Source organism: Pseudomonas sp. LBUM1647 (assembly GCF_059716175.1).
This window is the reverse complement of the sequence record NZ_CP166809.1, coordinates 5,973,691-5,987,501: the sequence shown is the minus strand read 5'-3', so window position 1 is coordinate 5,987,501 and position 13,811 is coordinate 5,973,691. Positions and strand designations below refer to the sequence as shown.

The window sequence follows — 13,811 nt, the reverse complement described above, 5'->3', positions numbered from 1 at the left end:
CATGAACAGGAACGATTGGGTCTTTTCCCTGGCCAGCCTGACGGTGCTGGAATTGTCACCGCCCGAGATGGTCGAAGTGGCGGTACAGGCCGGTTACAGTCATGTCGGATTACGGTTGGAGCCTGCGACGCCTGAAGAACACCACTTTGCGCTGGTCGCCGATGTCGGGTTACGGCGCAGGACCTTGGCGCGGCTGCGCGATACCGGCATTCGTGTGCTGGATGTCGAAATACTGCGTCTTAAACCGGAAACCGTCGTCGCCGATTTCGAGAAGATTCTGGCGGTCGGTGCCGAATTCGGTGCCAGTGAATTGCTGGTGGCCGGTAACGATTCTGACGAACAGCGGCTCACCGACAACTTCGCTCGGCTGTGTGATCTGGCGGCACCTTACGGGCTTCATCCGCATTTGGAATTCATGCCGTGGACCAATGCGCACAATCTCGAACAGGCGGTGCGCATCGTCGAAAACGCGGGGCGTGAAAACGGCGCGGTGTTGGTGGACGCGTTTCACTTCGACCGTTCGGCTTCGCGGCTGGAAGATCTGGCCAGGGTTGCGCCGTCACGGTTACGGTATGCACAGTTGTGCGACGTTGCCGGGCCACGGCCGACGGACATGGCGGAGATTCTGCGCCAGGCCCGTAACGAGCGGCGTTTTCCGGGCGATGGCGATTGTGATCTGGCGGGGTTGTTGCAGTGTTTGCCGGCCGATATTCCGTTGAGCCTGGAGATCCCCACCGTGAAGTTGCTTGAGCAGGGCGTGAGCGGGTTGCAGCGGGCGCGGATGGCGTTGAGTAAAACCCGTGAGTTGTTAGCGCGGCTGTAAGGGATGTTTTTAAACAGTTGATGCAAAACACAAGGGATACCGAATGACCGTCAGCACTCCGCTCTCCGGCGTAAACCAACCCTTCAAAGGGATTCTGCTGATCGTCGTTGCGACCTTCCTGTTTTCCAGTCACGACGCCTTTTCGAAATACCTCTCGGGCTTCTACCCGATCGTCATGGTGGTCTGGGCCCGTTATCTGGTTCACACCTTACTGATGGCCGGGATTTTCCTGCCGCAATCCGGGCTGGGTGTCCTACGGACCAAACGGCCGTTACTTCAGCTGCTGCGGGCGTTGTGTCTGTTGGGTACCAGTCTGTTTTTCACCACCGGCTTGCAGTACATCCCCTTGGCCGAAGCCACGGCGGTCAACTTTCTTGCGCCGGTTCTGGTGACTGCGCTGTCGGTGCCACTGCTGCGCGAGCACGTCACGCGTGGCCAGTGGATTGCGGTGATTTGCGGATTCATCGGCGTATTGATCATCGTCCATCCCGGCGGAGAACTCTTTACCCCGGCGGTGTTGCTGCCGCTCTGCTCGGCGCTGTTTTTCTGCTTCTATCAGTTGCTCACCCGCAAGCTCAGCAACATCGACAGCCCGACCACCAGCAACTTCTTCGCTGGGCTGTGCAACACACTGGTGATGAGCGCTCTGGTGCCATTCTTCTGGCAAGTACCCAGCCTGGGCCATGGATTGATGATGGTGGCGCTGGGCGCCTGCGGGATGACGGCTCACCTGTTTCTGACACAAGCCTTCCGCCACGCCGCCCCTGCATTGTTGGCGCCGTTCGGTTATTGCCAGATTGTCTTTGCCGGTTTGCTGGGCTGGTTGCTGTTTTCTCACACGCCGACCCTGACCACCGTGGTCGGAATCGCGGTGATTTGTTGCAGCGGGTTGGCAGCAGCCTGGCAGCAGAGTCGTCGGTGAGAGAAGCAGGGCAGGCCTGGAATCAGGCCTGCCGGGGGAGGGGTTTTACGGGGTGACGGTCGGAATCTTGCGCGGTGCCATGAAGTACATCCAGATCAGCGCGATGAAGTACATCGCCGGAATCATGGTGAACAGCACGGTGTAGTTGTTATTGGTGATCGTCAGAATGTGGCCGACCAACTGGGTCATGAACATCCCGCCGATGGCCGCGCACATGCCACCGAAGCCGAACACCGTACTCATCATGTGTTTAGGCGTGTAGTCCATCACCAGGCTCCAGATGTTCGCGGTCCAGGCCTGGTGCGCACCGATGGCCAGGGAGATGGCGAACACGGCGACCCACAGACTGCTCGACCCCGCCGCCATGATCACGCCGACGATGCAGCAGGCGAACAGGAGCATGGACATCAGCCGCGCCTTGATCGGGTTGACGCCGCGGCCAATCAGGAACGAGGACAGGATCCCGCCGCCGACGCTGCCGAAATCGGCAGTGAGGTAGATGATGATCAGCGGGATACCCATCTGGGTCACGTTGATCCCCAGGTTGTATTGCTGATTGAGGAACGGCGGCAGCCAGTAGAGGTAGAACCAGAACACCGGTGCGGTGATCGCGTAAGCCAGGGCGAAGGCCCAGGTGCCACGCATGCGCAGGATTTTCGAGAACGGTACGCGGGATTGTTCCGGCTCTACTTCCTTCTGGATGTAATCCAGTTCCGATTGTTTAACGCTCGGGTGATCTTCCGGGTTGAAGTACTTCAAGCCCCAGAACAGCAACCAGATCCCGCCCAATGCCGACATGCACAGGAAGGCAGCCTGCCAGCCCCAGACATGCAGGATCAGCGGCAACAACATGGGGGTGAACATTGCACCGACGTTGGTTCCGGCGTTGAAGATGCCGGTGGCCACGGCGCGTTCGCCGGCCGGGAACCACAACCGGGTGGTCTTCACGCACGCCGGGTAGTTGGCGGCTTCCGTCAGACCCAGTATGAATCGGCAGACCATGAAGCCAACGGCCGAAGTGGCCAGGCCATGAGCGCCGGTCGCCAGGCTCCAGAGCAGCACGGCGAAGAAGAACACCCGCTTGACGCCGACCCGATCGATCAACTGGCCTTGCAGCACGAAACCGATGGCGTAGCCGACCTGGAACCAGAAGTTGATGTTGGCGTAGTCCATCGCCGTCCAGCTCATTTCCTTGGCGAGGATAGGCTGCATGACGCCCAGTGCGGCGCGGTCAATGTAGTTCAGGGTGGTGGCGAAGAACACCAGCGCCAGCATGCCCCAACGGGTTTTGCCGACGGCCATGGCGCCGCGGATCTTGTCGCCGATACCGCCAGTGGCAGGAGTCATGGAGGAACGCTCCACGGAAGAGCTTTGAGAAGGAGTCATGTAGTCCACCGATTATTTTTATGTGGTGTTCTGGGTCTTTGGTAACCGAGACCGATGTTTGTGACCGGACTCAATGTGTAGTGGATGGTGGGCAGTGGACGAAAAATCGTCAATTCGCCAAGGGCCATTGTGTTCGATAATCGAACACAAAACTAACCGGGTAGTACACTTTGAATTGCTGTGTCGATTCGTCCGGCCAATAATCCACCCCAAGTTAAGCGCGATCCCTGATCCCTGATCCCTGTAGGAGCTGTCGAGTGAAACGAGGCTGCGATCTTTTGATGTCGGTTTTTAAGATCAAAAGATCGCAGCCTCGTTTCACTCGACAGCTCCTACTTAAAAGCGAAAGCGTGCGATGTTGATAACAAGACTGTCTCCACCACCGGGAGTCGATACATGCAGCGTTCCATTGCCACCGTGTCCTTGAGCGGTACCCTGCCGGAAAAACTTGAAGCCATCGCCGCCGCCGGTTTCGACGGGGTGGAGATTTTCGAGAACGACCTTCTCTACTACGACGGCAGTCCGCGGGAAATTAAACAGATGTGCGCCGATCTCGGGATCGCGATCACACTGTTTCAACCCTTCCGGGATTTCGAGGGCTGCCGCCGCGACCGCCTGCCGCGCAACCTGGAGCGAGCCGAGCGCAAGTTCGACCTGATGCAGGAACTGGGCACGGACCTGGTGCTGGTGTGCAGCAACGCCTCGGCCGACGCCCTCGGCGATGAACAGATTTTAGTCGACGACTTGCGCCTGCTGGCCGAACACGCCGGCGCCCGTGGTTTGCGGATCGGCTACGAAGCGCTGGCCTGGGGCCGCCACGTGAACACTTATCAACAGGTGTGGAACATCGTCCGTCAGGCCGATCACCCAAACCTCGGTGTATTGCTGGACAGCTTCCACACGTTGTCGCTCAAGGGTGATCCGAGTGCGATCGCCGAGATTCCCGGCGACAAGATTTTCTTCGTGCAAATGGCCGACGCGCCGATCCTGGCCATGGACGTGCTGGAGTGGAGCCGGCATTTCCGCTGTTTCCCGGGTCAGGGCGAATTCGATCTGCCGGGTTTCCTCGCGCCGATCATCAAGAGCGGTTACACCGGGCCGTTGTCGCTGGAGATCTTCAACGACGGCTTCCGCGCCGCGCCGCCACGGGCCAATGCTGCCGACGGTTTGCGCTCGTTGCTGTACCTGGAAGAGAAAACCCGCGAACGTCTGGCGCAGGAAGCCACGCCACCGGCCACTGTCGACATTCTGTTCGAGACGCCCAAGGCCAGCGAGTACAACGGCATCGAGTTTCTTGAATTCGCCGTGGACGAAAGCCTTGGCGCCAAGCTGTCCCATTGGCTGGAGCGGCTGGGTTTCGTCAAGGCAGGGCAACATCGCTCCAAGAGCGTCAGCCTGCTGCGTCAGGGTGATATCAACCTGATCCTCAACTCCGAGCCTTACTCGTTCGCCCACAGTTTTTTCGAAGCTCACGGCCCATCACTGTGCGCCACCGCCGTGCGGGTCAAAGACAGCACCAGTGCGCTGGCTCGGGCCGTGGCTTATAAAGGCCAGCCGTATCGCGGACTGGTTGGCCCCAATGAACTGGAGCTCGCCGCAGTGCGCGCGCCGGATGGCAGTCTGATTTATCTGGTGGATCAGGATGCCGACGTCTACGGCACCGACTTCAACCTGCAACCCACCGCCGTGGCCAGTGGCGGCCTCAAGCGCATCGACCATATGGCCATGGCGCTGCCGGCCGACAGTCTCGACAGTTGGGTATTGTTCTATAAAAGCCTGCTGGATTTCGAAGCCGACGATGAAGTGGTGCTGCCTGATCCGTATGGCCTGGTGAAGAGTCGGGCGCTGCGCAGCCGGGACAGTTCGATCCGCTTGCCGCTGAACATTTCCGAGAACCGCAACACCGCGATCTCACACGCGCTGTCGAGTTATCGCGGTTCCGGCGTGCATCACATCGCCTTCGATTGCGACGACATCTTTGCCGAAGTCAGCCGGGCCAAGGAGGCGGGCGTACCGCTGCTGGATATCCCGCTCAATTATTACGATGACCTCGCCGCGCGGTTCGATTTCGACGATGAGTTCCTCAGCGAACTGGCCTATTACAACGTGCTCTACGATCGCGATGCCCAAGGTGGCGAGCTGTTCCATGTGTACACCGAGCCGTTTGAAGGACGGTTCTTCTTTGAAATTATCCAGCGCAAGAATGACTACGCAGGTTACGGCGCAGCCAACGTCGCGGTGCGACTGGCGGCCATGGCCAAGTCTCGAAGCGGTGCCGTACGTCAGGCAAAGTTGTAGGAAAATCGTAAACACGGGTACAAACCGCTGCCGCGCGGCTTCCTTCACTGTGTGGCGCGGCCCATAATCGCCAACCTGTGCAGTGATGGCCGTGAGCCCGCAATGACGATAACTTCAGAACTCCCCGCCGTGCCCGACGAGCCGATTGTCGAGCCGCGCAAGAGTCGCAAAAACAACCCGGAAAAGACCCGCGAGAATATCCTTCAAGAGGCGATTGTCGAGTTCGTCCAGCAGGGGCTTTCCGGCGCTCGCGTCGATGCGATTGCCGAGCGCATCCACACCTCAAAACGCATGATCTATTACTACTTCGGCAGTAAGGAACAGCTCTACGTCGAGGTGCTGGAGAAACTCTACGGCGATATCCGCAGCACCGAAAACCGTCTGCACCTGACCGAACTGGCGCCGGTGGAAGCGATTCGGCGGCTGGTGGAATTCACTTTCGACCACCATGATCGCAACGTCGACTTTGTGCGTATCGTCAGCATCGAGAATATTCACAACGCTGAATACGTGAAGCGCTCCGATGCGATCAAGGCGATGAACAACACCATCCTCGATTCACTGGGCGAGATTTTGCGTCGCGGTGCTGAGGAAGGCGTGTTCCGCGCGGGGCTCGAGCCGTTGGATGTGCATCTGCTGATCAGCTCGTTCTGCTTCTATCGCGTGTCGAACCGCCATACCTTCGGTGAGATCTTTCAGGTCGACTTGCCGGACGAAAGCATCAAGCAGCGTCATCGCGAGATGATTTGCGAGTCGGTTTTACGGTATCTGCAGGCCTGATTCATTTTAAAAGATCGCAGCCTGCGGCAGGTCCTACAGAATGTGCCCCATCCACTGTAGGAGCTGCCGCAGGCTGCGATCTTTTGATGTTTAACCATTCATGCTCTGAAAATGCTCGAGCATTCGCTGCGCATCCGGCACCACGCCGCTGAACAACTCAAACGCCTTCACCGCCTGAAACACGGCCATGTTGCCGCCATCCAGCGTTCGGCAACCCAACGCGCGGGCGTTGCGCAGCAGTTCGGTTTCCAGCGGGAAGTAAACGATCTCCGCCACCCATAACTCACCTCGAAGCAGTTCCACCGGCACTGGCATGCCCGGCAGTTTTTTCATGCCCATGGGGGTGGTGTTCACCAGACCGTCAGCCTGGGCCAGGGTGCTCGGCAAGTCATGGCCCGCCACAGCCCGGCCGACGCCGAAATGTTGATTGAGATTGTCCGCCAGGCTCTGGGCGCGGCTGATCTCCACGTCAAAAATGGTCAGCAGCTGTACGCCTTCACTCAATAGGGCATGGGCCACTGCCGCGCCAGCGCCACCGGCACCCATTTGCACGACGCGCTCAAGGGCAACGCCCTTCAAGCCACGACGAAAACCTTCGGCGAAGCCCAGGCAATCGGTGTTGTGGCCGATGCGTTTACCGTCCTTTAGCACGACCGTATTTACCGCCCCAATGCCTCGGGCTTCCGGTGACAGTTCGTCGAGCAGCGGGATGATCGTCTGCTTGCACGGAAAGGTGATGTTCAGGCCTGTGAAGTTCATGCGTTCGGCGGCCATCAACAGGTCGGGCAGGGCGCCGCTGTCGAGTTTTAACTGGTCCAGATCGATCAGGCGATAGAGGTAACGCAACCCCTGGGCATCGCCTTCATGCTCGTGCAGCGCCGGGGTGCGAGAAGCCTGGATGCCGGCGCCGATCAGTCCGGCCAGTACAGCGTTGGTCTGAGTCACGGCGTTCACCCCTTCAAACGTTGGCTGAAATACTCCAGCGCCAGACGATAGCCGTGGCTGCCGAAACCGGCCATCACCGCCGTGGCGATGGCCGACACAAAAGAGTGGTGGCGGAAGGGCTCGCGGGCATGAACGTTGGACAGGTGGACTTCGATCACCGGCAATTCGCTGGCGACCAACGCATCGCGGATCGCGACCGAGGTGTGGGTCCAGGCGGCCGGGTTGATGACGATCCCGGCACAACGGCCGCGCGCGGCGTGAATCCAGTCGAGCAGTTCGCCTTCATGATTGGTCTGGCGAAACTCCACCGCCAGGCCGAACTCTTCGGCGGCACGACCGCACAAGGCTGAGATGTCGGCCAGGGTTTCGTGGCCATAAGTCGCCGGTTCACGGGTGCCGAGCAGGTTCAAATTGGGGCCGTTGAGCACCAGAACGATAGGGGACATCGGAGTCTCTCCACTTTTTATTTTTGGCATTGGCCAAGGGTTTCAGCCTGTGGAGATAAATTGTACTAGCTGGTTAATTTGGTCAATTGAAGAGGCGGTTCTCAGGGTTAATGTGTGCGGTGATCGGACGGTTTCGGCTTTTCAGCGGGGCAGATGCTCCACCAGAAAATCGATAAACGCCCTCAATCGCAACGGCATATGGCGGCTTTGCGGGTAGAGCAGGGTGAACGGCCGCGAGCGCCCGCCATAAGGCGTGAGCACTTCCACCAACGAGCCATCGGCCAGTTCGTTTTCGACGATGAAGCGATAGGTCTGGAACAGTCCCGCGCCATGTTTGGCCAGGGTCACGCCGCCCAGTACGTCGTCGGAACAACTGAGATTGCCCTCGGCCAAAATCTCCCGGTGCACGCCATTGTCGTTGAACAGCCAGGCAATCCGCCGACCGCTGCTGGGCAATTCGTACTGGATGCACTCGTGCTGTTTAAGATCATCCAGCGTTTGTGGAATGCCCGCGTGCTTGAGGTAGTCAGGACTGGCAATCATCACCAGCGCGGCGTCTTCTAACTGTCGGGCGATCAGGCCGGAATCCGGAATCGCCCGCACGCGGATCGCCATGTCATAGCCTTCACCGACGAAATCGATGTTGCGATTGCTGATGTGCGACTCGACCTTCACCGCTGGAAAGCGTGCCCGAAATGCCGGCAACAACGGCAGAATCCGGTGATGGGCATAGGTGGTGGGAATGCTGATTCGCAAGGTGCCGGAAGGCTGTTGCTGCTGACCCATGACCTCGCGTTGGGCCTCGACCAGTTGCGCCAGCGCCTGACGACATTCCTCGTAATACCGCCGACCACTGTCAGTCAGCTTGACGCTGCGAGTGGTGCGCGCGAATAACCGCACGCCCAGCCGTTCCTCCATGCGCGACACCGAGCGGCTCACGGCTGCCGGCGTCACGCCAGCCACCAGCGCGGCGGCGGTAAAACTGCCGGCTTCGGCCGCCAGACAAAACAGTTCGATGCTGCCCAGTTGAAGATCGTCGAATTGTCGCTGCATGATTGATTACACCGGGGATCAAATGAAGTGTGTGAGTCGTATTTATCAGATGCCTGCACACAGATACAGTGAGTTCGTGATGAGCAGCGGCAAGCACTAAGCCTTTCTTAATCAACAAGCAGGAGAACCAGCATGCCTTTCGTCAGCGTACGTATTACCCGCGATGGTGTGACCCGGGAGCAGAAGGCCCAGGTCATCGCTGAAATCACCGACACCTTGAAGCGCGTCCTTGGTAAACCTCCGGAGCTGACCCACATTGTGATCGAGGAAGTCGACACGGATAACTGGGGGTATGCGGGCATCACCACCACCGAGTATCGAAAAAACCAGTCGGGTTGATTTCCTGACAAGCCAAGACAGCCGTCCTCGGGACGGCTTTTTTGTAGGCACGAGGAAAGGATTGCTTACCATTTTGCGGTGTTATCCACCGGCCCGAGCCGAGCCTTGGCGCTAGTCTCAAAAGTCGCAGTGATGATTCAACACAGCGCCAGTTATCGGATTTTCCAGGGAATGTCGGGTCTTCGGGCTCATTAACCTAACGGATGGGTTAGCATGAGATTATTCAGCTACAAAGGGTTTTCAATGGTGATCATGTTGCGCGACGAGCACTGCCCGCCGCATGCACATGTGGATGCCGGAACCTGGAGTGCGCGCTTCAAATTCAGCTTCTGGCACAACAGTGTCGAGTTGTGGGACGTGGTTCCTCATTCTCGCAGGCCACCTTTGGCGGTGCTGGAAGGGTTGCGTCACGCGCTCGGACAACCCGCTCACTTGCGCCGCGCTCGGGGTATCTGGTGGGACAAGCTGCAAACGGTCTGTCTCGATCATCAGATATGGGACTGGCAAACCAGCGAAGTCGTGGTGGTAAAAAGGGTCGCCAGTACGACCTGCATGATTGGCTCGGCTTGCTATGAGCCGGAGACGAACAAGACCCTGCTGGCGCTGATGGGCGTTCCGGAGGGCGTGGAGATCGAACTATGAAAACGATAACAGCAAAAATGTTGGTGGATCGGCCCGTAACCGAAGCCGTGCTGGATGAAGCCATCCAGCGTGGCCAGGTGCGCCACAAAGGCGGTCTGCGGGCGACTTCGGTGACCTTTGTGGAACCGTGCCTGGCGGTCAATTTCATTGATGGCAGTGGCGTGCTGTTGCCCGTGCAGCACTATCCGGAGTTCGATGATTTCGACGTCGAGGATTTCGCAGACCTGAAAGTCGGCTTTTCCGGGACAGCCCTTTGCCATGAGGGCAAGGATCTGCAGGTCTCCATCGCCGGGATGGTTTCGGCCAGCAAGCCGCTGATGGATATGGCCGCGTCGGTCATCGCCTCGCGTAATGGTCGCCAAAGCAGCGCCGCCAAAGCAGAGGCTGCGCGGGCGAATGGCCGTAAGGGCGGGCGTCCGCGCAAGACAGATATCACCCTTTAAGCACATACAAAAAAGCCGTCGTGATGACGGCTGATTTGTTTCTGCCAACGGCAATCAACGGCGGGTCAACAACACCCCGGATTCCATGTGATGGGTCCACGGGAACTGGTCGAACATTGCGCATCGGGTGATGCGATGGGTGTCGTGCAACTGGGCGATGTTGGCCGCCAGGGTTTCCGGGTTGCAGGAGATGTAGAGGATGTTGTCGAAGCGACGGGTCAGTTCGCAGGTGTCCGGATCCATGCCGGCGCGAGGCGGATCGACGAAGACGCTACCGAACTCGTAGCTCTTCAGATCGATGCCGTGCAGACGACGAAACGGGCGAACTTCGTTCAGGGCTTCGGTCAGCTCCTCGGCGGACAAACGCACCAGCGTGACGTTATCCACAGCGTTTTCGCTGAGATTGCTCAACGCGGCGTTGACTGACGCCTTGCTGATTTCGGTGGCCAGCACTTTGCGTACGCGCGTCGCGAGCGGCAGGGTGAAGTTGCCGTTGCCACAATACAGCTCCAGCAAATCATCGGAGCGATCGCCGAGCGAGTCGTAAGCCCAGTTGAGCATCTTCTGGTTCACGGTGCCGTTGGGCTGGGTGAACGCGCCTTCCGGCTGGCGATAGCTGAAGGTGCGACCGCCGACGTCCATCTGCTCGACCACGTAATCGTGACCGATGACTTCGCGTTTGCCCTTGGAGCGGCCGATGATGCTGACGTTCAGGTCAGTTGCCAGTTTCGACGCTGCTGCGTGCCAGTGCTCGTCCAGCGGGCGGTGATAGCACAGCGTGATCATCGCATCGCCGGCCAGGGTGGTCAGGAACTCCACCTGGAACAGCTTGTTGCTCAGGGCCGCACTGGCTTGCCACGCTGCCTTCAGCAGCGGCATCAACTCGTTGATGCGCAGGCTGGCGATCGGGAATTCTTCGATCAGGATCGGCGTGCGCTTGTCTTCCTGGGAAAACATCGCGTAGTGACGCTCACCGGCTTCGCGCCACAGGCGGAATTCGGCGCGCAGGCGGAAGTTTTTCAGCGGCGAGTCGAACACCGCAGGTTCTGGCGCACCGAACGGGGTCAACAGGTCACGCAGGCGCGTAACCTTCTCTTCGAGCTGAGCGGCGTAAGCCTTGGAATCAAAAGTCATGCGTTGAACCAACCCAACTTGATCACGAACAGAATCGACAGAATCACCAGTGCCGGGTTCAGCTCACGGCCGCGGCCGGACAGCAACTTGATTGCGGTCCAGGAGATGAAACCGAAGGCGATGCCGTTGGCGATGGAATAAGTGAACGGCATGGCCAGAGCGGTGACCACGACCGGTGCGGCGACGGTGATGTCGTCCCAGTCTATTTCGGCCAAGCCGGATGTCATCAGTACCGCGACGAACAGCAGTGCAGGCGCGGTAGCAAAGGCTGGAATGCTGGCCGCTAATGGCGAGAAAAACAGCGCCAACAGGAACAGAATCGCCACGACAACGGCGGTCAGTCCGGTGCGGCCACCGGCACTCACGCCGGCTGCGGATTCGATGTAGCTGGTGGTGGTCGAAGTGCCCAGCAGCGAACCGGCCATGGCCGCGGTACTGTCGGCGATCAGGGCGCGACCCATTTTCGGCATGTGGCCATCCTTGCCCATCAGTCCGGCGCGCTTGGCAACGCCAATCAGGGTGCCGGAGTTGTCGAACAGGTCGACGAACAGGAAGGCGAAGATCACGCTGACCAGCCCGATGTCCAGGGCGCCCTTGATGTCCAGTTGCAGGAAGGTCGGGGCCAACGACGGTGGCATCGACATCACGCCGCCGAACGGGGTGAAGCCCATCACGATCGAAACGATGGTCACCGCCAGAATGCCGATCAGTACCGCGCCGCGCACTTTCAGTGCTTCAAGCGCCACGATCAGGGCGAAGCCGAGGGTCGCGAGGATCGGGGCCGGTTGTTTCAAATCGCCGAGGCCGACCATGGTTGCCGGGTTGCTCACCACGATGCCCGCGTTATGCAGGGCGATCAGGGCCAGGAACAGGCCGATACCGGCGGCAATCGCCGAACGCAGCGGCAACGGGATGCTGTTGATGATCCATTCGCGGATGCGGAAGATCGACAGCAGGAAGAACAGCACCGCCGAGATGAATACCGCCCCCAGCGCCACTTGCCAGGTGTGGCCCATGTGCAGGACCACGGTGTAGGTAAAGAAGGCATTCAGGCCCATGCCCGGCGCGAGAGCGATCGGGTAGTTGGCGATCAGGCCCATCACCGTGGAGCCGATGGCGGCTGCCAGACACGTGGCGACGAACACCGCTCCCTTGTCCATGCCGGTCTCGCCGAGGATGCTCGGGTTGACGAACAGAATGTAGGCCATGGCCAAAAAGGTCGTGACGCCCGCCAGTATCTCGGTCCGCACGTTGGTGTTGTGTGCCTTGAGTTGAAACAGCCTTTCCAGCATGTCTGCTCCCCGTGGCGCGCCAGGCGCCGTGAATGTATCGACCTCAACAGCAAAGCACAGACCGCTGCAGGCGCCTGGTAATTTTCTGTGGGTCGGAAAAAGCCGCGCATCATACCAGCAGCGTGGGGCTATGGCTGCTTATGGCTGCGATCGTCGTCGATGTTTTGCGGAAAAGCCAAGTGCGCCATACTGCGCGCTGATTTTGGGGGGTACTTATGTATTGCATGAATAAACGTCTGATTGCCGTATTCGCAATGGCGATCGCCTTGTTCCTGGGGGCACACACCGCTTCGGCTGCATCGGCACCACCGTTGAGTCAGGTGAAGGTACTGAAGGTCGAATCGCCGGGCTGTGGCTTTGAAGACATAGCGCAGGGGCAAGAGCAAACCCGCTGCAATCACAGCGGACCGAACATCAAGGTCTACGTGCTGGAAGTCGGTTACGGTCGTAGCGCGCATGTCGGGCTGGACGGTTTTGAGGTGAACGGCACCCGGACCCCGGTCTGTGCTTTTGATAACGGTAATCTGACCGATTGCACCGTCGGGAAAAAAACCGTCGGCTATCTGTATGTCTTCGATCTGGCGGGTAAACAGGAAGGTACGTTCACCTTCAGCAACACATCGATCAACGCGCCCGGCAATACGCTGTCGACGCAGCTTTACATCAAGTAACGGCGGGCTCGAACAAGGGGCAGGAAAGCTGACTACGCTTTAAAGATCATCCAGTGGACTGCGCCCATGACCTTTAGAGCTCTGATTACCCTCGCCGAGGGCATCGATGACCTGCAATCAGTGACCCTGATCGATGTGCTGCGCCGTGCCAAGGTTGAAGTGGTGGTGGCCAGCATCGAAGGGCGGCGCATGCTCACCTGCGCGCGCGGCACCCGAGTGACGTCCGATGCGATGCTGGTAGACGTGCTGGCCCAGTCATTCGACCTGATCGTCCTGCCCGGCGGTGCCGTTGGGGCGCAACATCTGGCGGCGCATCAGCCCCTGCAACAATTGATCAAGGATCAGGCGGCGGCCGGGCGCCTGTTCGCCGGCATCGCCGAGGCCCCTGCGCTGGCGCTGCAAGCCTTTGGCGTACTGCGTCAGCGGCGCATGACCTGCCTGCCATCGGCCAGCCATCAACTGTTGGGTTGCACCTTCGTCGATCAACCGGTGGTGGTCGATGGCAACTGCATCACTGCCCAAGGTTCAGGAGCGGCGTTGCAATTCGCCCTGACGCTGGTGGAACAACTCTGTGGCAAAGCCAGGCGAGCGGCGGTGGCGGGGGAGTTGGTGGTCTAGAGAGTGCCCCGGACAAACT

Annotated in this window: 15 protein-coding genes; 9 read left to right on the top strand and 6 right to left on the bottom strand. The window is 59.3% G+C overall.

Translation table 11 applies throughout. The annotated features are described in order from the left end of the window. Nucleotide 1 precedes the first annotated feature (1 nt). Nucleotides 2–823, top strand: a complete 822-nt coding sequence (locus ACA059_RS27660; protein ID WP_497631699.1) for a sugar phosphate isomerase/epimerase family protein — start codon at nt 2–4, stop codon at nt 821–823. Nucleotides 824–866: 43 nt separating this feature from the next. Further along, complete coding sequence (locus tag ACA059_RS27655; protein ID WP_497631698.1) at nt 867–1,745, top strand: DMT family transporter; 879 nt, start codon at nt 867–869, stop codon at nt 1,743–1,745. Nucleotides 1,746–1,790: 45 nt separating this feature from the next. Here ACA059_RS27655 and ACA059_RS27650 read toward each other — a convergent pair whose 3' ends face one another. Beyond that, nucleotides 1,791–3,092, bottom strand: a complete 1,302-nt coding sequence (locus tag ACA059_RS27650) for an MFS transporter (protein WP_497631696.1) — start codon at nt 3,090–3,092, stop codon at nt 1,791–1,793. 435 nt (nt 3,093–3,527) lie between these two features. Here ACA059_RS27650 and quiC point away from each other — a divergent pair, with 435 nt between their 5' ends. Next, nucleotides 3,528–5,429: a 3-dehydroshikimate dehydratase QuiC gene (quiC, locus tag ACA059_RS27645; protein ID WP_497631694.1), complete on the top strand. Its 1,902-nt coding sequence runs from the start codon at nt 3,528–3,530 to the stop codon at nt 5,427–5,429. A 102-nt stretch (nt 5,430–5,531) separates the two neighbouring features. Continuing rightward, the gene (locus tag ACA059_RS27640) at nt 5,532–6,209 is read left to right on the top strand and encodes a TetR/AcrR family transcriptional regulator (protein ID WP_497631693.1); all 678 of its coding nucleotides are present in this window, start codon (nt 5,532–5,534) and stop codon (nt 6,207–6,209) included. A 90-nt stretch (nt 6,210–6,299) separates the two neighbouring features. On the opposite strand, the gene ACA059_RS27635 is transcribed toward ACA059_RS27640, so the two are convergent. The 3 genes from ACA059_RS27635 to ACA059_RS27625 form a co-directional block, all read right to left on the bottom strand. Next, nucleotides 6,300–7,154, bottom strand: a complete 855-nt coding sequence (locus ACA059_RS27635) for a shikimate dehydrogenase (protein WP_497631692.1) — start codon at nt 7,152–7,154, stop codon at nt 6,300–6,302. Between the two features lie 5 nt (nt 7,155–7,159). Further along, nucleotides 7,160–7,600 (bottom strand): type II 3-dehydroquinate dehydratase, encoded by a 441-nt coding sequence (gene aroQ, locus ACA059_RS27630; protein ID WP_497631690.1) that lies wholly within the window; start codon nt 7,598–7,600, stop codon nt 7,160–7,162. Nucleotides 7,601–7,741: 141 nt separating this feature from the next. Further along, nucleotides 7,742–8,653, bottom strand: coding sequence for a LysR family transcriptional regulator (locus ACA059_RS27625; protein ID WP_283181764.1), 912 nt, complete (start codon nt 8,651–8,653; stop codon nt 7,742–7,744). 132 nt (nt 8,654–8,785) lie between these two features. On the opposite strand from ACA059_RS27625, the gene ACA059_RS27620 reads away from it, so the two are divergent. The 3 genes from ACA059_RS27620 (at nt 8,786) to ACA059_RS27610 (ending at nt 10,077) form a co-directional block, all read left to right on the top strand. Next, complete coding sequence (locus ACA059_RS27620; RefSeq protein ID WP_123367741.1) at nt 8,786–8,992, top strand: tautomerase family protein; 207 nt, start codon at nt 8,786–8,788, stop codon at nt 8,990–8,992. A 213-nt stretch (nt 8,993–9,205) separates the two neighbouring features. After that, on the top strand, nt 9,206–9,634 hold the full coding sequence (locus tag ACA059_RS27615) for a DUF4160 domain-containing protein (RefSeq protein WP_497631689.1): 429 nt from the start codon (nt 9,206–9,208) through the stop codon (nt 9,632–9,634). Further along, nucleotides 9,631–10,077 carry a DUF2442 domain-containing protein gene (locus ACA059_RS27610; RefSeq protein WP_056744646.1) on the top strand — a complete coding sequence of 149 codons (447 nt, stop codon included), beginning with the start codon at nt 9,631–9,633 and terminating at the stop codon, nt 10,075–10,077. Before ACA059_RS27615 ends, ACA059_RS27610 begins: the two co-directional genes overlap by 4 nt. A 54-nt stretch (nt 10,078–10,131) precedes the next feature. Here ACA059_RS27610 and trmA read toward each other — a convergent pair whose 3' ends face one another. Both trmA and ACA059_RS27600 read right to left on the bottom strand, forming a co-directional pair. Next, nucleotides 10,132–11,211 carry a tRNA (uridine(54)-C5)-methyltransferase TrmA gene (gene trmA / locus ACA059_RS27605; protein ID WP_497631687.1) on the bottom strand — a complete coding sequence of 360 codons (1,080 nt, stop codon included), beginning with the start codon at nt 11,209–11,211 and terminating at the stop codon, nt 10,132–10,134. After that, complete coding sequence (locus ACA059_RS27600) at nt 11,208–12,503, bottom strand: NCS2 family permease (protein WP_140893747.1); 1,296 nt, start codon at nt 12,501–12,503, stop codon at nt 11,208–11,210. Before ACA059_RS27600 ends, trmA begins: the two co-directional genes overlap by 4 nt. Nucleotides 12,504–12,718: 215 nt before the next feature. Here ACA059_RS27600 and ACA059_RS27595 point away from each other — a divergent pair, with 215 nt between their 5' ends. Then, on the top strand, nt 12,719–13,174 hold the full coding sequence (locus tag ACA059_RS27595) for a DUF4879 domain-containing protein (RefSeq protein WP_497631686.1): 456 nt from the start codon (nt 12,719–12,721) through the stop codon (nt 13,172–13,174). Nucleotides 13,175–13,240: 66 nt separating this feature from the next. Continuing rightward, a complete protein-coding gene (locus tag ACA059_RS27590) occupies nt 13,241–13,792 on the top strand; it encodes a DJ-1 family glyoxalase III (protein WP_497631685.1) in 552 nt (183 codons plus the stop codon). The last annotated feature ends 19 nt before the right edge of the window (nt 13,793–13,811 follow it).

Bases quoted from the DNA above. Each gene is read 5' to 3' on its own strand.
- ACA059_RS27620 (WP_123367741.1), top strand. From the start codon at position 8,786: ATGCCTTTCGTCAGCGTACGTATTACCCGCGATGGTGTGACCCGGGAG.
- trmA (WP_497631687.1), bottom strand. From the start codon at position 11,211: ATGACTTTTGATTCCAAGGCTTACGCCGCTCAGCTCGAAGAGAAGGTT.
- ACA059_RS27625 (WP_283181764.1), bottom strand. From the start codon at position 8,653: ATGCAGCGACAATTCGACGATCTTCAACTGGGCAGCATCGAACTGTTT.
- ACA059_RS27650 (WP_497631696.1), bottom strand. From the start codon at position 3,092: ATGACTCCTGCCACTGGCGGTATCGGCGACAAGATCCGCGGCGCCATG.
- ACA059_RS27655 (WP_497631698.1), top strand. From the start codon at position 867: ATGACCGTCAGCACTCCGCTCTCCGGCGTAAACCAACCCTTCAAAGGG.
- ACA059_RS27640 (WP_497631693.1), top strand. From the start codon at position 5,532: ATGACGATAACTTCAGAACTCCCCGCCGTGCCCGACGAGCCGATTGTC.
- ACA059_RS27590 (WP_497631685.1), top strand. From the start codon at position 13,241: ATGACCTTTAGAGCTCTGATTACCCTCGCCGAGGGCATCGATGACCTG.
- ACA059_RS27610 (WP_056744646.1), top strand. From the start codon at position 9,631: ATGAAAACGATAACAGCAAAAATGTTGGTGGATCGGCCCGTAACCGAA.
- ACA059_RS27600 (WP_140893747.1), bottom strand. From the start codon at position 12,503: ATGCTGGAAAGGCTGTTTCAACTCAAGGCACACAACACCAACGTGCGG.
- ACA059_RS27615 (WP_497631689.1), top strand. From the start codon at position 9,206: ATGAGATTATTCAGCTACAAAGGGTTTTCAATGGTGATCATGTTGCGC.
- quiC (WP_497631694.1), top strand. From the start codon at position 3,528: ATGCAGCGTTCCATTGCCACCGTGTCCTTGAGCGGTACCCTGCCGGAA.
- ACA059_RS27595 (WP_497631686.1), top strand. From the start codon at position 12,719: ATGTATTGCATGAATAAACGTCTGATTGCCGTATTCGCAATGGCGATC.
- aroQ (WP_497631690.1), bottom strand. From the start codon at position 7,600: ATGTCCCCTATCGTTCTGGTGCTCAACGGCCCCAATTTGAACCTGCTC.
- ACA059_RS27660 (WP_497631699.1), top strand. From the start codon at position 2: ATGAACAGGAACGATTGGGTCTTTTCCCTGGCCAGCCTGACGGTGCTG.